The organism is Novosphingobium sp. KACC 22771 (assembly GCF_028736195.1).
GTDB lineage: Bacteria > Pseudomonadota > Alphaproteobacteria > Sphingomonadales > Sphingomonadaceae > Novosphingobium.
The window spans coordinates 3316506-3335540 of sequence record NZ_CP117881.1 but is presented as its reverse complement, the minus strand read 5'-3'; the positions used below and the strand labels follow the sequence as shown (position 1 = coordinate 3335540).

At 63.6% G+C, this 19035-nt stretch carries 18 protein-coding genes; 6 read left to right on the top strand and 12 right to left on the bottom strand.

Going from position 1 to position 19035, the window contains the following annotated elements:
* Positions 1 to 89: 89 nt before the first annotated feature.
* The 5 genes from glnA to PQ467_RS15230 form a co-directional block, all read right to left on the bottom strand.
* Complete coding sequence (glnA, locus tag PQ467_RS15250) at positions 90 to 1499, bottom strand: type I glutamate--ammonia ligase (RefSeq protein ID WP_274174222.1); 1410 nt, start codon at positions 1497 to 1499, stop codon at positions 90 to 92.
* Between the two features lie 140 nt (positions 1500 to 1639).
* A complete protein-coding gene (locus tag PQ467_RS15245) occupies positions 1640 to 1978 on the bottom strand; it encodes a P-II family nitrogen regulator (protein WP_168605132.1) in 339 nt (112 codons plus the stop codon).
* A 340-nt stretch (positions 1979 to 2318) separates the two neighbouring features.
* Positions 2319 to 3245, bottom strand: a complete 927-nt coding sequence (gene argC, locus PQ467_RS15240) for an N-acetyl-gamma-glutamyl-phosphate reductase (RefSeq protein WP_274174220.1) — start codon at positions 3243 to 3245, stop codon at positions 2319 to 2321.
* Entirely contained in the window at positions 3242 to 3574 is a 333-nt protein-coding gene (locus tag PQ467_RS15235; protein ID WP_274174219.1) for an SH3 domain-containing protein, read from the bottom strand. The genes argC and PQ467_RS15235 overlap by 4 nt, the downstream gene beginning before the upstream one ends.
* Positions 3575 to 3655: 81 nt before the next feature.
* Positions 3656 to 5074: a leucyl aminopeptidase family protein gene (locus PQ467_RS15230; protein ID WP_274174218.1), complete on the bottom strand. Its 1419-nt coding sequence runs from the start codon at positions 5072 to 5074 to the stop codon at positions 3656 to 3658.
* Between the two features lie 110 nt (positions 5075 to 5184).
* Here PQ467_RS15230 and PQ467_RS15225 point away from each other — a divergent pair, with 110 nt between their 5' ends.
* Together PQ467_RS15225 and map are read left to right on the top strand one after the other, a co-directional pair.
* The gene (locus PQ467_RS15225; RefSeq protein WP_274174217.1) at positions 5185 to 6021 is read left to right on the top strand and encodes a DUF4163 domain-containing protein; all 837 of its coding nucleotides are present in this window, start codon (positions 5185 to 5187) and stop codon (positions 6019 to 6021) included.
* 57 nt (positions 6022 to 6078) lie between these two features.
* Positions 6079 to 6903, top strand: coding sequence for a type I methionyl aminopeptidase (map, locus tag PQ467_RS15220; protein WP_274174216.1), 825 nt, complete (start codon positions 6079 to 6081; stop codon positions 6901 to 6903).
* 60 nt (positions 6904 to 6963) lie between these two features.
* Here map and PQ467_RS15215 read toward each other — a convergent pair whose 3' ends face one another.
* Both PQ467_RS15215 and katG read right to left on the bottom strand, forming a co-directional pair.
* Positions 6964 to 7740, bottom strand: a complete 777-nt coding sequence (locus PQ467_RS15215) for a sulfite exporter TauE/SafE family protein (RefSeq protein ID WP_274174215.1) — start codon at positions 7738 to 7740, stop codon at positions 6964 to 6966.
* 204 nt (positions 7741 to 7944) lie between these two features.
* Positions 7945 to 10131 carry a catalase/peroxidase HPI gene (gene katG / locus PQ467_RS15210; protein WP_274174214.1) on the bottom strand — a complete coding sequence of 729 codons (2187 nt, stop codon included), beginning with the start codon at positions 10129 to 10131 and terminating at the stop codon, positions 7945 to 7947.
* Positions 10132 to 10326: 195 nt separating this feature from the next.
* Between katG and PQ467_RS15205 the strand changes: the two genes are divergently transcribed.
* Together PQ467_RS15205 and PQ467_RS15200 are read left to right on the top strand one after the other, a co-directional pair.
* Positions 10327 to 11331, top strand: a complete 1005-nt coding sequence (locus PQ467_RS15205) for an NAD(P)H-dependent flavin oxidoreductase (protein WP_274174213.1) — start codon at positions 10327 to 10329, stop codon at positions 11329 to 11331.
* A complete protein-coding gene (locus PQ467_RS15200) occupies positions 11331 to 11666 on the top strand; it encodes a hypothetical protein (protein WP_274174212.1) in 336 nt (111 codons plus the stop codon). The genes PQ467_RS15205 and PQ467_RS15200 overlap by 1 nt, the downstream gene beginning before the upstream one ends.
* Here the strand turns inward: PQ467_RS15200 and PQ467_RS15195 are convergent.
* The 4 genes from PQ467_RS15195 to PQ467_RS15180 all read right to left on the bottom strand — a co-directional run bounded on the left by PQ467_RS15195 (position 11663) and on the right by PQ467_RS15180 (position 16547).
* On the bottom strand, positions 11663 to 12037 hold the full coding sequence (locus PQ467_RS15195; protein WP_274174211.1) for a hypothetical protein: 375 nt from the start codon (positions 12035 to 12037) through the stop codon (positions 11663 to 11665). The two genes, PQ467_RS15200 and PQ467_RS15195, sit on opposite strands and share 4 nt — an antisense overlap.
* Positions 12037 to 12438, bottom strand: a complete 402-nt coding sequence (locus PQ467_RS15190) for a c-type cytochrome (RefSeq protein ID WP_274174210.1) — start codon at positions 12436 to 12438, stop codon at positions 12037 to 12039. The genes PQ467_RS15195 and PQ467_RS15190 overlap by 1 nt, the downstream gene beginning before the upstream one ends.
* A complete protein-coding gene (locus PQ467_RS15185) occupies positions 12435 to 14012 on the bottom strand; it encodes an FAD-binding oxidoreductase (protein WP_274174209.1) in 1578 nt (525 codons plus the stop codon). Before PQ467_RS15185 ends, PQ467_RS15190 begins: the two co-directional genes overlap by 4 nt.
* A 144-nt stretch (positions 14013 to 14156) precedes the next feature.
* Positions 14157 to 16547: a TonB-dependent receptor gene (locus tag PQ467_RS15180; RefSeq protein WP_274174208.1), complete on the bottom strand. Its 2391-nt coding sequence runs from the start codon at positions 16545 to 16547 to the stop codon at positions 14157 to 14159.
* Positions 16548 to 16768: 221 nt separating this feature from the next.
* Between PQ467_RS15180 and PQ467_RS15175 the strand changes: the two genes are divergently transcribed.
* Positions 16769 to 17269 carry a MarR family winged helix-turn-helix transcriptional regulator gene (locus PQ467_RS15175; protein WP_274174207.1) on the top strand — a complete coding sequence of 167 codons (501 nt, stop codon included), beginning with the start codon at positions 16769 to 16771 and terminating at the stop codon, positions 17267 to 17269.
* Here the strand turns inward: PQ467_RS15175 and PQ467_RS15170 are convergent.
* Positions 17254 to 17955, bottom strand: coding sequence for a nuclear transport factor 2 family protein (locus PQ467_RS15170; protein WP_274174206.1), 702 nt, complete (start codon positions 17953 to 17955; stop codon positions 17254 to 17256). The two genes, PQ467_RS15175 and PQ467_RS15170, sit on opposite strands and share 16 nt — an antisense overlap.
* Positions 17956 to 18044: 89 nt before the next feature.
* Between PQ467_RS15170 and PQ467_RS15165 the strand changes: the two genes are divergently transcribed.
* Positions 18045 to 18974 carry an SDR family oxidoreductase gene (locus tag PQ467_RS15165; protein WP_274174205.1) on the top strand — a complete coding sequence of 310 codons (930 nt, stop codon included), beginning with the start codon at positions 18045 to 18047 and terminating at the stop codon, positions 18972 to 18974.
* The last annotated feature ends 61 nt before the right edge of the window (positions 18975 to 19035 follow it).

Below are 19035 nucleotides of genomic sequence, written 5' to 3'. Positions count from 1 at the left end.
CCCGCCGGAGGCAAAATCTCCCTTCAAAACCAAAAAAGGCGCCCGGTTTCCCGGACGCCCTTCTTGTGCCTTGCAGCGGCCCTGAAAGATCAGGCGCTGTAGTACATGTCGAACTCGACGGCCGACGGCGTGGTTTCCCAGCGCAGCACTTCGGGCCACTTGAGTTCGAGGTAGGAGTCGATCTGGTCCTTGGTGAACACGCCGCCTTCGAGGAGGTAGTCGTGGTCAGCAGCCAGCGAGTCCAGAGCTTCGCGCAGCGAGCCGCAGACGGTGGGGACTTCGGCCAGCTCTTCGGGCGGCAGATCGTACAGGTTCTTGTCCATGGCTTCGCCGGGGTGGATCTTGTTCTTGATACCGTCAAGACCAGCCATCAGCAGAGCGGCATAGCACAGGTAGGGGTTGGCCATCGCGTCGGGGAAGCGGAATTCCACGCGCTTTGCCTTGGTGCCGGCACCGTAGGGGATGCGGCACGAAGCCGAACGGTTGCGGGCCGAATAGGCCAGCAGCACGGGGGCTTCATAGCCCGGCACCAGACGCTTGTAGCTGTTGGTGGTCGGGTTGGTGAAGGCGTTCAGCGACTTGGCGTGCTTGATGACGCCGCCGATGAAGTACAGGCAGGTTTCCGACAGACCGGCGTAGCCGTTGCCGGCGAACGTGTTGGCACCCTTGTCCCAGATCGAGATGTGGGTGTGCATGCCCGAGCCGTTGTCCTTCATGATCGGCTTGGGCATGAACGTGGCGGTCTTGCCATAGGCATTGGCGACCTGATGCACGACATACTTGTAAACCTGCATGCGGTCGGCGGTGGTCACCAGCGTACCGAAGGTCAGGCCCAGTTCGTGCTGCGCCGAGGCCACTTCGTGGTGGTGCTTGTCGCAGGGCAGGCCCATGTCGAGCATGGTCGAAACCATTTCGCCGCGGATGTCGACCAGGCTGTCGACCGGAGCCACGGGGAAATAGCCGCCCTTGGCGCGCGGACGGTGGGCGAGGTTGCCGCCTTCATACGACTTGTTCGAGTTGGTCGGCAGTTCGATGTCGTCGATCGAGAAGCCGTTGCCGTTGTAGCCGTCGTAGAACTTCACGTCGTCAAACACGAAGAATTCGGCTTCGGGGCCGACATAGACGGTATCGCCAAGGCCGGTCGACTGCACGAAACCTTCGGCGCGCTTGGCGGTCGAACGGGGGTCGCGGGCATAGAGTTCGCCGGTCGAGGGCTCAACGATGTCGCAGACCAGGATCAGCATCGGGGTGGCCGAGAACGGATCGACATAGACAGCGTCGAGGTCGGGCTTGAGGATCATGTCCGACTCGTTGATCGCCTTCCAGCCTTCGATCGACGAACCGTCGAACATCAGGCCGTCTTCCAGCTCGCTTTCGCCCAGAACCGAGGCGACCATGGTCAGGTGCTGCCACTTGCCCTTGGGGTCGGTAAAGCGCAGGTCGACCCACTCGATTTCCTCATCCTTGATCCGCGCAAGGATGTCTGCTGCAGTTGCCATTCCGATAGTTCTCCGCATTATGGCCGGGGTCGACAGCTTCGAGCCACCGGCAAGGATTCCAGATTGATATGTCGGGCGGCCCGCCCGCGATGCCTTTGCCCTGCGCCCGATCCCTGACGGGGCAGGGAAGGGGCAAGGGATCAGACCGCGTCGTTGTCGCGTTCGCCGGTGCGGATACGCAGGGCGTTGTCGACGGGGATCACGAAGATCTTGCCATCGCCGATGCGGCCGGTCTGGGCGGCGCCCGCAATGGCTTCGACCACGCGCGCGGCCAGATCGTCGGCCACAACCACCTCAAGCTTAACCTTGGGCAGGAAATCGACGACATATTCCGCGCCGCGATACAGTTCGGTGTGACCTTTCTGGCGGCCAAAACCCTTGGCCTCGGTCACGGTGATGCCGGACACGCCCACTTCGTGCAGCGCTTCCTTCACCTCATCCAGCTTGAACGGCTTGATGATCGCCTCGATCTTTTTCACGCCTGCACCATCCCTCATTGGCGGGGCCAGAGTGGCCACCGCAGTGCGCACTTACGCCAGCATCCAGACCGGAAAGATCGGACCTGATACGGTTGACGCTGGTAAGGATCTAACAAGATTCGTGCCAGAGTCGATTGCGATGGGATAGGACAAAGGAAGCCGAAGGAAAACCTCTGAAATGCGGCTTTGCACGAAAGATTTTCCGGAAAACCGGGGGTGTGCGGGCAGGATAATGACTCAAACCGCCAATTTTGCGATCATTTTTTAGGCAGTGCTGCCTACATTTTGGGCATGATGGCAAAAGGGGCTCCTTCCCTCCGAAAAGAGCCCGTCGAAAGGATCAGAGCGCGAGGCCCGCTGTCTCTGGCAGGCCCGCCATTAGGTTGAGGCTTTGCACCGCCGCCCCGCTCGCGCCCTTGCCCAGATTGTCGAGCACGGCGACAAGGCGGGCCTGCGTACCATCAGTGCTGCCGAACACATGGAGCGTGAGCGCATCGGAGGGCGCCATCGAGGCGCGCAGCAGCATTTCGGCAGGAGCACCCGCTTCCGCTACGCGCACGATCGAGCCATCGGCATAGAACGATGCCAGCCCTTCGCGCAGCGCATCGACCGAGGCCGCGCCCGGAATTGCGGCCAGAGGCAGCGGCACCTCGACCCACATGCCGCGATGGGCCGGGATCACGCTGGGGGCGAAAAGCGGCGCATGGGCCAGCCCGGCATACCGCGTCATTTCGGGCACATGCTTGTGCCCCATGCCCAGCGCATAGGCGCGAAAGGCAATGTCAGGGTCTTCCTCAAACCGCTCGATCAGCGCCTTGCCGCCGCCCGAATAGCCCGAGACCGCATTGACCGTATAGGGCCAGTCCGCAGGCAGCAGGCCGCCACGCACCAGCGGCGCGAGCAGCGCGATAAAGCCGGTGGAATAGCAGCCCGGATTGGACACGCGGTCAGCATTCGCCACCGCATCGCGCCCCGAAATTTCAGGGAAGCCATAGACCCAGCCCGGCGTCACGCGATGGGCGGTGCTGGCGTCGATGATGCGCACGCGCGCGCCCTGCGCCATCTCGACCGCCTCGCGCGCGGCATCGTCATGCAGGCACAGGACCGCGAAATCGGCGGCGTGCAGCGCTTCCTTGCGCGCGGCGCTGTCCTTGCGGCGCGTGTCATCCAGAATGATCAGGTCGAATTCCGACCGCCCGCCCAGCCGGTCGGCGATTTCCAGCCCCGTGGTGCCCGCGGCACCATCGATGAACACGCTCAGGCTCATGCCAGTTTCTCCAGTTGATCGGCGGCGATATAGCCGACCATGCCGCCGGGGATTTCGCCCCAGGCATGGCCGCCCGCCAGATCGAGCACATCAAACTGCGCGCCCGAACTCAGGCTGGCGATGGCCTCGCCTCCCGGAGCCCGCAGTACTTTGGTTTCGCCCATCGCGCGATGCGGCATGGGCACCACATAATGGGGCACAAATACCTGTCCCGCCAGACGAATATGCGCAACATCGCCGCGCACGGGGACGCGGGCCGGATCGGGTTTGCCCACAGGGCCGCTCAACGCGAAGGATGCGCCCAAAGCCGGAACCTGATTTTCAAACATAGACAAACTCGCCTGCCCCCCGAAACGGAAAGGCGCGCGCTTAGCCGGAAGGGGGGGATTCTGCAAGTTTTGGGGCAAAATTCACCCAAACCGCGCCCGCACCATCGCCCATGCCGCGCGCAGGCCCAGCGCCTCGCCGCCCTTGGGGCGCCCGGGCTTGGCGGTTGGGCGCCATGCGAAAGTGTCGAAATGGGCCCAATCGATCCCTTCGCCCACGAAACGGTCGAGGAACAGCGCGGCCACGCTGGCCCCGGCAAAGCCGCCTGCCGGGGCATTGTTCATATCGGCAATGTCGGATTTGAGCCATTCGCGATAGCCGTCATACAAAGGCAGCCGCCAGACCGGATCATCGCAGGCCAATCCGGCGTCCAGCAAGGCCTGCGCCGTATCATCCCGCCGCGAAAACATCGCGGGCAGATCCGGCCCCAGCGCCACCCGCGCCGCGCCGGTCAGCGTGGCGAAATCGAGGATCAGTTCCGGCTTGCCCTCGCTGGCCCGCGTCAGGGCGTCGCCAAGGATCAGGCGCCCCTCGGCATCGGTATTGCCGATTTCGACAGAAAGGCCCGCCCGGCTGCGCAGCACATCGCCGGGGCGGAACGATCCGCCCGACACCGCATTCTCCACCGCCGGGATCAACAGATGCAGCCGCACCTTCAACCCCGCCTCCATCACCAGCCGCGCCAAGGCCAGGGCATGGGCCGCCCCGCCCATATCCTTTTTCATCAACAGCATGGCGCTGGATGGTTTGATATCCAGACCGCCCGAATCGAAACACACCCCCTTGCCGACAATGGCCAGGCGAGGGGCCTTTTCATCGCCCCATTCGATCTCGATCATGCGCGGCGCATGGGATCGCGCGGCCGCGCGCCCCACCATGTGGACCATGGGGAAATCATGCTCCAGCGCCTCGCCGCGCGTCACGCGGATCGTGGCGCGATGGGCCTTGGCCAGCATTTCGGCCTCATGCTCCAATTCGGCCGGGCCAAGGTGTTCGGCGGGCGTGTTGACCAGATCGCGCACCAGCGCCACCGCGCCTGCCTCGGCCAGAGCGGGGGCAATCGCCTTGACCTCGCCGGTCAGCAGGATGCGAGGGGCCTCGCCATTGCTGTCCTTGCGATAGCGGTCATAGCGATATTGGCCCAAGGCCCAGCCGATGAAGGCGGCCCCGGCGCGGCAAGGCCCGGCGGGCGCAAGGCGATAGAAACCGCCCGGCAGAACATCGCCCAATTTGCCAAGGCACCAACTGCCCAGCTCATCGAGCCGCGCCACGCCCGCGGCCACGGCAAAGCCGTCGCCATCGGGGATGATGGCATGACTGCCGGCCTCGCCCTTGAACTTTTGCCCGGCCAGAGCGGCGCGCGCGGCAGGCGTTCGGGCTTTGAGCCATTCCTCATACGAGGCCTTGTCCACGAGATGGATGGGCGTTGCGCCCTGCTGGCGGTCGGGCTGGACCAGATCGGGCAGGGAAGGGTCGGCGGAGGCGGTGTGGGTTTTGGACATGGCCCCTTATGGACCCAGGCGGGGGCGCGCTTCAATCCAGATAATCATCGCGCTTGCATGGGGGGCGGGGCGCTTTATCCTTGGCCGCGCATGAAATGGAGTTGGCAGGCATGGTGAAGGTTCGCGCGATAATGATGGCAGGGGCGGGTTTGCCGTTGGCATTGTTCGTGGCGGCCTGCGGCGGGGCGGGGGATGCCCCCTCGCAAGGCGCCAGCGCCGCCGCCAGCGCCGCGCCCGGCCCGACCACCGCCACGCCCGCCCCCAGCCCGGCGGCCGGTGAGGCGCGCAAGGTCAAGATCGCCAATGACTTTTTCGAATTCGACTACAGCTATCCTGCGGCGGCGGCAGCCATACCGGGCCTGAAAAGCTGGCTGGACGCCGATATGGGCAAAGATCAATCACGGGTGGCCAAGGAGGCGCGGGCGGCGGCTAAGGAGGCCAAGAACAGCGATTTTCCTTTCCGCCCATGGGCTTATGGCGTGGAATGGAAAGTTGTCACCGATCTGCCCGGCTGGCTCAGCCTGTCGGCGGCGATCTATGAGGATAGGGGCGGGGCGCATCCGGCCAATGGCTACGGCGCGCTGCTGTGGGACAAGGGCGCGGGGCAGCAGCGCAAGGCCGAGGATCTGTTTGCCAGCAAGGCGGCGCTCTCGGCGGCCATCCGCGAGCCGTTTTGCGCCATGCTGGACAAGGAGCGGGCCAAGCGGCGCGGCGAACCGGTGGTGCGTTCGGGCGAATGGCCCAATGACTGCATCGACCCGGCAGGCTCCACCGTCATTCTGGGCAGCAGCGACCGCGCGCATTTCAACCGCATCGGCATTCTGGTCGGCCCCTATGAGGCCGGTCCCTATGCCGAGGGGGATTATGAGATCACGCTGCCCGTCGATGTGCGGGTGATGGCGGCGGTGCGCCCGGAATATCGCGCGGCCTTTGCGGCGGGCAAATAAGCGCCCCCGCCAGAACCGCCCTCTGTCATTTTTCGCACGCTTTGCTATATGAGGGCCATGACACAATATCAGATCATCGCTGATGGCGACACCGTGCTGCGCGACGGCACGATCAAGCTGCATGGGCCCGCCGCGTTTGAAGGGATGCGCCGCGCCGGTCGTCTGGCCGCTGAGATCCTCGATGCGTTGACCGAGGTGGTCAAGCCGGGGGTGACGACGGGCGAAATCGACGACATCGTGCGCCAGATGACGCTGGATGGCGGCGCGGTTCCGGCAACGCTGGGCTATCGCGGCTTTGCACATAGCTGCTGCACTTCGATCAACCATGTGATCTGTCACGGTATTCCCGGCGACAAGGTGTTGAAGGACGGCGATATCGTCAATATCGACGTGACCCCGCTGCTCGACGGCTGGCATGGCGATTCCAGCCGGATGTATCTGGTGGGCGATGTGCCGTTGAAGGCGCGGCGGCTGGTCGATGTGACCTATGAATGCCTGATGATCGGCGTGGACATGGCGCGTCCCGGCGTGCGTCTGGGCGATATCGGCCATGCGATCCAGCGTCATGCCGAAGGGCACCGCTATGGCGTGGTGCGCGATTTCTGCGGCCATGGCGTGGGCCGCCTGTTCCATGATTCGCCCGAGGTGGTGCATGTCGGCACGCCCGGCACCGGGCCCGAGCTGAAGCCGGGCATGTTCTTTACCATCGAGCCGATGATCAATCTGGGCAAGCCGGGGGTCAAGATGCTCGACGACGGCTGGACAGCGGTGACGCGCGACCGTTCGCTCTCGGCCCAGTTCGAGCATTCGATTGGCATCACCGAGGATGGCTGCGAAATCTTTACCCTCAGCCCCAAGGGGTTGCACAAGCCGCCCTACTGAGCGGTTTGCAGCGGACGATAAAAAAGGGGGCGGTGCCATGATGGCGCCGCCCCTTTTTGTTCAGGCCAGCGCCTTGTAGATCGCAAAGGAACTGGTGGCCATCAGCACGATGCTGACCATGATCAGCAGGTGTTTGGGGGCAATGCGCTTTGCAAACCATGCGCCAAAGGGCGCGGCCAGCAGGCCTCCCACCAGCAGCCCGCTGGTGACGGTGGTGAAAGCCGAGAAGCCGGAATTGAAGATGAAGGTGGCCGATACCGCAAAGGTCAGCACGAATTCGGCGGTGTTGACCGTGCCCACGGTCTTGCGCGGATCGGTGCCCTGCAGCAGCAGGTTGGAGGTGACCACCGGCCCCCAGCCGCCCCCGCCCGAAGCGTCGAGAAAACCGCCCACAAGGCCCAGCGGCATGGTGATGCGCGCCTCGTCATGCAGCTTTTCCGAGGGGTAGTGGAAGGCTTTATAGAACAGGTATAGCCCGATGGCGGCCAGATAGGCCATCACCAGCGGCCGCGCCACCGAGGCATCGACATGGGACAGCACCGTGGCCCCTGCGACGCCACCGATCACGCCCGGCACGGCAAGCCGCCCGAACAGTTTCCAATCCACATTGCGATGCAGGATATGGCTGAGCCCCGAGGCGCCGGTGGTGAAAAATTCGACCAGATGGACCCCCGCGCTGGCCCGCGCGGGCGGCACGCCCATCGCGCTGACCAACAGCGTCGAGGAGATCACGCCAAAGGCCATGCCCAGCGCGCCATCGACCAATTGGGCGGCAAAACCGATGCCGATATAGGGCAAGAGCGCTTCAAGGCTGAAAGAGGCAAGGCTGAGGGACACGAAAGACTCTTTTCTGGCTGACGCACGCCTGTTTGGCGCTGGACCTGATGAAAACCAGATTAGCGCAGGTCTTGCAGCAAAGAAATTCTATCGAAGCGGTGGAGATTGCGTTTGGCAAAAAAAGCCCCTCTTTCGATTCTGGGCGAAAGAGGGGCCGTGGGGCCGGAGGTGAGGGAAGCTAACGACCCCTTGAATGCCAACTTATCAGAGATCGAAGCGGTCGGCTTCCATCACTTTGGTCCATGTTTTGGCAAAATCCGCCACAAACCGGGGCAGCGCATCATCGGTCGCGTAATGTTCGGCCAGCGCCCGCAATTGCGAGTTCGAGCCGAAAACCAGATCGACGCGGCTGCCCTGCAAGGAGGCCTCGCCGGTGGCGCGGTCATGGCCGGTGAAGGTGCCGTCCTCGTTCTGCTTCCACACCAGCGCCGTGGTGGCGCCCAGCAGGTTGCGGAAGAAGTCGTTGGTCAGCACACCTTCACGGTCGGTGAACACGCCTAGCTTTGAACCGCCACTGTTGGCGCCCAGCACCCGCAGACCGCCCACCAGCACCGTCATTTCCGGCGCGGTCAGGCCGAGCAGTTGCGCGCGGTCCACCAGCAATTCCTCCTCCGAACGCGCCAGCGCGCCGGAACGGAAATTGCGGAAGCCATCGACCTTGGGCTCCAGCACAGCGAAGCTTTCGGCGTCGGTCTGCTCGGCCGTGGCGTCGGTGCGGCCCGGATGGAACGGGATGGCAAGCTCAACGCCTGCCGCCTTGGCCGCCGCCTCGACCGCCGCATCGCCGCCCAGCACGATCAGATCGGCAAGGCTGATGCGCTTGGGCGCATGAGCCGCATCAAACTCGGCCTTGATCGCGGCATAGACATCGAGCGCCCTGGCCAGTTCCGCCGGATCATTGACCGCCCAGTCGCGCTGGGGCGCCAGAGCGATGCGCGCGCCATTGGCCCCGCCGCGACGGTCCGATCCGCGATAGGTGCTTGCGCTGGCCCATGCCGTGGCCACCAGCCGCCCGATCGAGAGGCCCGAAGCCAGTACCGCCGTTTTCAGCGCCGCCACATCGCCCGCATCCACCAGCGGATGATCGACCGCCGGCACCGGGTCCATCCAGATGCGCGGCTCGGCCGGGGTTTCCGTGCCCAGATAGCGCGTGATCGGCCCCATATCGCGGTGGGTCAGCTTGAACCACGCCTCGGCAAAGGCCTTGGCCAACTGGTCCGGGTTCTTGTGGAAGTTTTCGCTGATGGCGCGATAGGCCGGGTCGGTGATGAGGGCGATATCGCTGGTGAACATCATCGGGGCGTGGCGGCGCGCCGGATCATGCGCGTCCGGCACGGTGCCTGCGCCAGCATCGCCCTTGGGCTTCCACTGGTGGGCGCCTGCCGGGCTCTTGGTCAATTCCCATTCATAGCCCAGCAGCGTGTCGAAATAGCCATTGTCCCACTGGATCGGGTTGGGCGTCCATGCGCCTTCCAGACCGCTGGTGATGGCGTCCACCCCGCGCCCGCTGGCATGGCTGCTGATCCAGCCCAGACCCTGCGCGGTGATGTCGGCGGCTTCGGGATCGGCACCGACCAGTGCCGCGTCGCCTGCGCCATGGGCCTTGCCGAAAGTGTGGCCGCCTGCGATCAGCGCTACGGTTTCGACATCATCCATCGCCATGCGGGCAAAGGTTTCGCGAATGTCACGCGCACTGGCCAGCGGATCGGGGGTGCCGTTCGGCCCTTCCGGGTTCACATAGATGAGGCCCATCTGGACCGCGGCCAGCGGGGTTTCCAGTTCGCGGTCTCCCGAATAGCGTTCATCATCGAGCCACTTGGCCTCGCGGCCCCAATAGATATCGTCCTCCGGCTCCCAGATATCCTCGCGCCCGCCGCCAAAGCCGACCGTGGGCAGGCCCATCGATTCCAGCGCGCAATTGCCGGTCAGGATCATCAGGTCGGCCCAGCTCAAGGCTTCGCCATACTTCTGCTTGATCGGCCAGAGCAGGAGGCGTGCCTTGTCGAGGTTGACGTTGTCGGGCCAGGCGTTGAGCGGGGCAAAGCGCTGGTTGCCCGTCGAGGCGCCGCCGCGACCGTCAAAGGTGCGATAGGTGCCCGCGCTGTGCCATGCCATGCGGATGAAGAGCGGGCCGTAATGGCCATAGTCGGCGGGCCACCAATCCTGCGAATGCGTCATCAGCGCCACGATGTCGGCCTTGACGGCGTTCAGATCGAGCGCGGCAAACGCCTTGGCATAATCGCTTTGCCCCTTGGGCGCGACCTTTTCACTGTGCTGCGAAAGGACTTTCAGGTTGAGCCGGTTGGGCCACCACATGTCATTGGTGAGCGCGGCCACCACGGCGGTCCGGCTGGCTTTTGCGTGGAAAGGGCATTTCGATTCGGCGTTCATGGTGCATCCCCTTGGATTTGCCTGATGGGAAAAGAGCTAACCCAGACGGATTGATCGTAAAAGCGGCATATTTGTATAACAGTGATCGAATATGCCGATTGCAGCCTGCGCCACGCTTGCCTGATCCGTGCGGGGGCCGTAAGGGCGCGCATCACATTTTGCGCAGGCCGCGCCATGATGCAGGAGGAAGTGCCCATGCCCACCAAGACCGAAACTCTGATGGCGCGCGGCAAGGCATTTCTGGGCAGTGAGTATGCGATCCTGTGCGGCGCGATGAGCTGGGTTTCGGAACGCAACCTTGTGGCCGCGATCAGCAATGCGGGCGGGTTTGGCGTGATTGCCTGCGGGGCGATGACGCCGCAACTGCTGGATGCGGAAATCGCGGCGACCAAGGCGCTGACCTCCAAGCCTTTCGGCGTCAACCTGATCACGATGCACCCCAATCTGTTTGACCTTATCGAGGTTTGTGCGCGCCATGGCGTGACCCATGTCGTGCTGGCGGGCGGCATTCCGCCCAAGGGCAGCGTCGAGGCGATCAAGGCGTTCGGCGCCAAGGTGCTGGTGTTTGCGCCCACGCTGGCGCTGGCCAAGAAGCTGCTGCGCAGCGGGGCCGATGCCTTGGTGATCGAGGGTTCGGAGGCGGGCGGCCATATTGGTCCGGTGTCCACCTCGGTTCTGGCGCAGGAATTCCTGCCCGCGCTGGCCGAAGACTATATCGTTTTTGTGGCGGGCGGCATCGGCCGGGGCGAGGCGATTGCCTCCTATCTGGAAATGGGCGCGGCGGGCGTGCAATTGGGCACCCGTTTTGCCGCAGCCACCGAATCCATCGCCCACCCCGATTTCAAGAAGGCCTTCTTCCGCGCCGCCGCGCGCGAGGCTGTGGCCAGCGTGCAGGTCGATCCGCGCCTGCCGGTGATCCCGGTGCGCGCGCTGAAAAACAAGGGCACCGAGGAATTCACCGCCAAGCAGCGCGAAGTGGCTGCCAAGCTGGATGCGGGCGAGGTGGACATGCATGACGCGCAATTGCTGATCGAGCGCTATTGGGCAGGGGCGCTGCGCCGCGCGGTGATCGAGGGCGATGTGGAAAACGGCTCGCTGATGGCGGGGCAGTCGGTGGGCATGGTCACCAAGGAAGAGCCGGTGGCCGATATCATGGCCTCGCTGATCGCGGAATGCGAAGCGGCGCTGAACAAGCGCTGATGGCACGCGCCGATCGTCTGGAGCGGCTGGAGGCCCAGCGCGAGGAGGCCGAGGCCGACTATCGCGCGGCGCTGATCGGCGCGCTGCGCGTGACGGCGGGGGGGCAATGGGGCCTGTTCGACCATCAGCAGGACCGCCACGCACGGGCGAAAGCCGCCTCGATGCTGGCCGAACTCAACGAGCTGGCGGATACGATCAACGCGATGCGTGAAAAGCTCGGCATGGAGGAATTTGACCTCCACGCCGAGTTTTTGGCTGCGCGCGGGCCGGTGCGGTCCGACGCGGTTGGCGAGCCGAAAAAGGCCGCCGCCTGGTTGCAGCGGCTCGGGGCCTAACCCATCTGGGCCGCGCGGCCCAGCGACCAGCGGAACAGGTGGTCGCGGGTGGAAATCGCCGAGGACAGCCGGCGTGCATCCCGGCCGCGCATACCGTTCAGGCGCAGGGCAAGCGAGAGCGCGACATAATCGCTGTGCCGGGTCAGACCCTCGATACGGTCAATCGCGGCGATGCGGCGCGGGTCAATCCGGCCCTGCGCCAGATCATGGCGCGCCGGATTGGTCGATGCTGCGGCAAAGGCGGCGCTTTCGGGAATGCGGCTGTCATAGACCAGCAGGGCGGGGGCGGAAGCGGCCAGCGCGGGCCGCGCCGCGACCAGTCCGGCCGCGCCCGCGCCCTGCAACAGGCGGCGGCGGGAAAGGCGCAGCATCACTTCTTCCCCTTTTGCGCCAGATAGGCCGCCACCGCATTCAATTCCGCATCGGTCAGGTCCACACGCGTCTGGGCGGGCATGGCCCCCTTGCCGCCGCGCACCACCGCCTTGACATAATCGGCGGTCAGATCCCGCCGATTGGTCAGCAGCCCATCGGAGGGCGGGCGCTTCATCATCATCATTTGCTTGGTCAGCAGATTGGTGCCCATGCCTCCAGGGAAATGGCAATAGCCGCAGGAATGTTCAAACACCGCGCGCGGATCGCGTCCCGGTTGCAGGCGGTCGCCCGCAGGTTGGGCGGCGCGGACCTGATAAGGCGGCAATTCGGGCACGCCGCCGGGCGCCGCCATGGCGGTGGCGGGAGCGAGCAGCGCAAGCGCCAGCAGGAACCGGCTCATTCCGCGCCCTCCTTCTGCAAGGCGCGATAGGCCGAGGGCCAGATGCCCTGTTTGCCCGGCGCGATAATGCCATTGGGGTCCAGCGCGTCCTTCACCTTCTCGCCAAAGCGGCGCAGCGCGTGGTCGTTGAAATCGAACGTGTCCATCACCCGGTCCATCCAGCCCAAATGGGTGCGATATTCGCCATAACCGGCCTTGGCGGTCTCGGTGATCAGTGCGTTGAACAGCTTTTTCATATTGTCGACCTGCGCCGCATTGTCGCGATCATACATCAGCATGTTGACATTATTGGCAAAACGCCCGCCGATGGTGAAGCTGGCATAGAAATCCACATCATGGTCGGCGATGATTTTGCGGCTGCGCTTTAACTGACCCATCACATGCTCGGACGTGGCGGGCACCACCGGCGAGAAGCCCAGATGCGCGCCCCGGCCGCCGACCCAGTCCGACATCTGCAACGGCACCGCCGAGGGCGTGCCCAGCGTCAGATCAAGCGGCGGCTTGGGGTCGCCCTGACGCCACCAGACCTCCATCGCGGGGGCGGCGAGGTGGCGCTTGAAGGCGGCCTTGATCACCTCGGCCTTGGCCTTGTTGACGCTTTCGTCGCCATAGAGGCGGATCGAGACACGCCAGTAGCCAAGCTGATACTGCTTGAGCAGTTCCTTGACGCGCCATTCGGGCATCGCGGTGGGCTTGTCCCAGAAATCCTTGCGCGTGCCCAGCACGACGATCTTGCCCAGCCAACTGGGGATGAACACGTTCTGGTCGATCACGCCTGCGATCTTCAGCGGCGTCACCGTGTCGATGACCCAGCCGATGTCCTCCTCCTCGGGGATGTCCCAGGTCAGTTCAAGACTGGTTTCAGGCGCGGGCTGCATCCACAGGCCCGCCTTGGTGACCACGCCAAGGTTCGACTGGCTGAAGGCCAAGTCCCATGTCGGGCCGTAATTCATGGGGAAGAGGTGCCAGGCCGGATTGTCCTTCATCGCGCCCATGCCGGTGCGCAAAAGGTCGCCGTCGGGCAGCACCGCCTCGATCCCGCACAGGTTGCGCGCGTGCAGCCCATAGGGCGTATAACCGATGCCGTGTTCGAGCGCATTGCCGATCACGCTGCCCCAGCCATTGCCGGGGACGGACAGCCAGAGCGGGGCCTTTTGCCGCTCCACCTCGTCATGCAGGTCGAAAAAGCCCACGCCGGGTTCGACCACCGCATAGGCCAGCTTTGGATCGAGTTCGAGGATGCGGTTCATCCGCCCCATGTCCAGCACGACCGACCCCGCCATACGCGGCGCGGCGGTGCCATAGCCAAGGTTCTTGCCCCGCGCGACCGGCCAGAGCGGCACCTTATATTCATTGGCGATGCGCACGATGGCGCGCACTTCCTCGACCGAGGCGGGCGCGACGGCGGCCGATGCGGGCCAGCGTTCAGGCGAGCCGGGGGCATAGGCATCGGCATAGGCATCGCGGTCGGCATCGGATGACATCACCCATCCGGCCCCCACAACCCCGGCAAAAGCCTTGAGCGCGGCATCAAAGGATTGCGGGCCAACCCGCGGCGGCAGGGTCAGTTTCACGGACCTCTTCCTCTCCATTTTTATAACAATTGTTATGGATGATGCGCATCGCCCGCGCGCCTGTCAACCGGGAAAACGCGCGCGCAAAAAAAGGGGCGGACCCAAACGATCCGCCCCCCGTTATTTGGTTTCGCAACCGGCGCGTTAGAACGACTTGCGCACCGAGATCGCCCATTCGCGCGGACGGCCCACATTGCTGTATGCCGTGCCCGCCGAGGCATAGACCGCCTGGAAGCGCAGCGGCAGGAAGTAGTATTTGTCGAAAAGGTTCGACACTTCAAAGCTGATCGCCAGATCCTGCTTGGGGTTCTTCCAGGTCACGCGCGCATTGGCGATGGCGATGGCCGGATTGTATTCCAGCGGGCTGGCGATCGTCAGGCGGCCGATCTGCTGCTTGCCGGTATAGGCAAGGTCAAAGCGCGGGGTCAGCGTGCCGTTGCTGCCGCCCAGATCCGCCTTGTACTGGATGCCGAAGCTGCCGCGCCAGTTGGGCGAGGTGATCGGGTCGGTCAGCTTGATCGAGGTGACCTGAGGGCTGATCCGGTTCCATTCGCCATCGATCCAGCTCAACGTGGCGTCAATGTCGAGACCCTCGATCGGGCTGGCGCTCAATTCGCCTTCAAGGCCCCACATCTTGCCGTCGCCCGCATTTTGAATGGCCGCGCAAGGGAAAGGATCGGTGCCCGGCGCAAATCCGTCGAGCAGCGAGCAGTCCGAGATCGGCAGCTGGATGCTCTTGTAGTCATTGATGAACCCGGACAGGTTCAGGCGCAGGCGGCGGTCGAACAGATCGCTCTTGAGGCCCAGTTCATAGGAGGTCAGCGTTTCGGGGCGGAAATTACCATTGGTGGCCTGCGTCTTGGTAAAGGGGCGCGCCGTCACACCGCCGCCCTTGAACCCGGTGCTGACCGTGGCATAGGCCATCAACTGGGGGCTGAAGCGATAGTCGGCCGAAATACGCCAGTCGAGCTTGTTGCCGTCATAATTGGCCACGCTGCCATTGAGCGCGCCCACGCCAAAGGGATCGACCAGCGTGCCGCCCGCCCAGTTCTGGCGCACAAAGGTATAGTCCTTGTGCTCGCTGGTATAGCGCAGGCCGCCGGTCAGGTTGATCTTGTCGGTGGGGTGCAGGATGATCGTGGCGAAACCGGCCTTGGAATTGGCCCTGACCGGATCGTTGCCCTGGAATTGCAGATAAAAGCTGGGCACATTCGGCACGATGTAGCGGATGTCCTGACGGGTGAAATAGACCGATTTCTGGTCATTATAGAAACCGCCCACGGTCCATTCGGCAAAGCTGCCGATCTTGCCGTTCAGGCGCAGTTCCTGGCTGAAGAACTTGAAGGTCAGATCGTTGTAACCGGCGCCGCCCACCGGAGCGTAGGGGGTGAAATCGTCGTCGGTGCCAAAGGTCTGGTGATACTTGCGATAGGCGGTGATCGACTGAAGGTTGATGTTGTCGCTCAGCGTGTATTTCAGATTGCTCGACACGCCCCAGCCGGTGAACATCGTGTTCAACGGCATCGTATAGGCTTGGCCGGCCTGGCCGCCGGCGGGCATGTAGAAGTTGGCATAGGTGCAGAAATTGCCGCAGCGGAAATCCACGCCGCCGGTCTTGGCGGTGTTGTCCACGGTCAGCACGCTGGCGGCATTGCTGCGGTTTTCATAGGTGTAATCGCCCGAGATGATCCAGTCGAGCTTGTCATTGGGATTGTAGCGGATCGAGGCGCGCGCGCCGGTATAGTTCTTCTCGCCCAGTTTGCCGATCACGCAGCCCTTGCCGGTGCTGGGATTGCCGGTGATGCCCAGCGGATTGCCGGGATTGGCGCAGCCATAGTCGATCATGTTCACATAGCCGTCCTGGCGCTTGTGAACCCCCGACACACGCACAAAGAGCGAATCCGTCAGCGCGAAATTCATGCTGCCGCGCAGGTCCAGACGGTTGCGCGCGCCATAGGCGGCCTCGATCGATCCCGAATTTTCCGCGCTCGGCTTGGTCGAAAACATCTTGATCGCGCCGCCGATCGAGTTGCGCCCCGTCAACGTGCCCTGCGGCCCGCGCAGCACTTCCACCCGATCAAGGTCGAGCAGATCCATCACCGAGCCGGTGAGCGAGGCGTAATAGACATCGTCGATATAGATGCCTACGCCCGGTTCATAGGCGGGGTTGAAGTCATACTGGCCGACGCCGCGGATATAGGCGGCCATCGAGGAACCGAAAGCGCCGCCCATTTGCGTGAGCTGCACGTTGGGGGCCTGGGCGGCAATCTGGCTGATGTCGGTCTGGTTACGCGATTTCAAAAGCTCGGAATTGACCGCCGTGATCGAGAGCGGGGTGTCCTGCAGTTTTTGCGAACGGAACTGGGCCGTCACCACGATTTCCTTGAGCCCGCGCTCAACGGCCGGGTCGGCGGGCGGAGCGTCAGCGGCTTCGGCGGCAAAGGCGGGCGCGGCGCTCAGCGCACAGGCCATAGCCGTGGTGGCGACCGCTTGAACGAGGCGCGCACGAGTAAAGATGCCAAAAGTCTTGGCCATGATTCCCTCTCCTATATCGGGCTGTTTCAGTCCTGATGTTTGTGAGTGATACATACGATTCGTGGCTTGGCAAGCAGGCTTGGGGGATTTTCTTGGAAACGGCCTGCTTGACAGGGGCAGTGATGCGAAAAGGTCACATTCGTTAATGAGGAACAGGGAAAAAACTTGCCTTTCGGCCCCCGATTGTGGTTAGTTTCACCACCATGAACAGCAGTAACAGCATGCCCGCTTCCCCGTCCTGCGACCCCGCCGCGCCATCCGAAGACGGTCTGACCGACCTGCTGATCAGCCTGCTCAAATTGTGCAGCATGATCGTCGATCCGATGAAGGTGGGCGTGTGCGATCCCTTTGCTGCCTCCACCAACGAGGTGAAGGTGCTGATGGCGCTGGCGGGCGAAGGGCCGTTGGCCGGGCATGATCTGGTGCATATTACCGCCATGTCTGCGATGAATGTCAGCCGGGCCATTGCCGGATGCAAGGCGCGCGGCTGGGTGGAGGATTTCAACGACCCGGAAAACCGCCGCCGTCGCCCGGTCCGTCTGACCGATGATGGCGAGGCAACCTATCGCCGGATGCAGCCGATGCTGCATGGCGTGGCCGAGAGCCTGCTGGGCAAGCTGACGGTGCGACAGCGGCGGGAAATGGGGCATTTGAGCGATCTGGTTCTGCGCCGCATTGCCGATTGGAATGCGGCGCAGGAACAGGATCAGGCCGGCTCCTGAACCTGACCGGCCAGCAGCGCGCCGAAACGGGGATGGGCAAAATGCATCGGCACATCATGGCGATGGGGCCATGTCTGGCGCAATTGCGCGGTGCGGATTTCGTCCGGGCCGATGGGGTTGGCCGGATAGCATTCGGTCAGCGGCTGAAGATGGGCGGTGGTCTTTGCCCAGCCCGCTTCATAATCGCCCTGCCACTGCATCATGTAATCGAGGCGCTTGATCTTCCAGACGCCATTTTCCTTAACGTAATCATTCTCATAGATGCCCGCCTCCATGAATTGCAGCGGCAGGCCCTGTGGCTTGAACGCGCGGCTTTCATGGCTGCCGCCAAACAGCATGCCGCGGAAGCGGCCCTTGGCGGTCTGGCCATCGGGGGCCACGGTGATGATGTCCTGCATCTGGAAATGGTCGAGCAGGAAGCCATAGGCGGGGCCTTCCTCACCGGGCGCCAGAAACAGCGATTTGAACCAGGTGCCATAGAGGCGATAGGCGCCCTCGCGGCCCTTGTAGATCCCTGAAAGAAAGATAACCTCGCCATCCTCGGCAAAGAGATTGGCGACATCCTCGGCCCGGTTAAAGTCGATATAGTAACCATAGGCCCAGTGCAGGCGGCGGATCGCGTTGATATCCTCCAACTCCTGCACGCGCCGTTCCAGCGCGGCCAGACGCATGTCCGTATCAGCCATCATGCTCTCCCATATTGCCAGCCCGATTCCTCCGGGCTATTTGTATGCCATACTAACAATCAATGCGGCCTTGGCGAGAGGGAAAATGCATGGGCGATCAATCAGAACTGTGGAGCGGCCGGGCGGCCTTCATCAGCGGCGGTGTGTCGGGGCTGGGTTTTGGCATCGCGCGGGCCTTTGCGCTGGCGGGGATGCGTCTGGCGCTCTCGTATCGCAATGAGAAATACCGGGCCCAAGCCGCCGACTGGTTTGCGCAGAACGGGTTTGAGGAACCGCTCTGGGTCCGCCTTGATGTGACCGACCGAGCCGCTTTTGCCGCCGCCGCCGATCAGGTCGAGGCCCATTTCGGCGCGGTCCATGTTCTGGTCAACAACGCTGGCGTCTCTGTCTTCGGCAATACCGCCGAGGCGTCCCACGCCGATTATGACTGGATCATGGGGGTGAATTTTGGCGGCGTGGTCAATGGCGTGGTGTCCTTCCTGCCCGCGCTGCGCCGCGCCACCGGGCGGCGCCATGTCGTCAACATCGCCAGCATGGCCGCCTATCTCTCCGGCCCCCAAGCCGGGATCTATACCGCCAGCAAATTCGCTGTGCGCGGTCTGACCGAGAGCCTGCGCTACAATCTCGTGCCGCTGGGCATCGGCTGTTCGCTGGTCTGCCCGGCGCTGGTGGCCACCAATGCCTGGGATTCGGCCTTTCGCCGCCCCGCCGAATTTGCCGACAGCGGATTTGGCGCGGTCGATCGCGGCGCGCTCGAACATTTCGGCAAGGCTTTCGCGGCAGGCATGGACCCGCTGGAGGCCGGACAGCGCATCCTTTCCGGCATGAGCGAGGGGCGCGGCCTGATCTTCACTCACCCCGAATTTGCCGAGGATTTCAAGGCGATTTACGAGGAAAGCATGGCTGCTCTGCCATTGGATGAAGCTCCCCCCGAGCGGTTGGAGGTCGAGCGGATGCGGCGGGCGGCGAACAAGGCGGCGCTGGAGGGGCGGGAGATTACGATTGCGGATTTGAATTAAGAAGGGAGTTTGCCTCCGGCGGGTTAAGGGCGGGGGCCCTTAACAATCCCGATAATTGGGT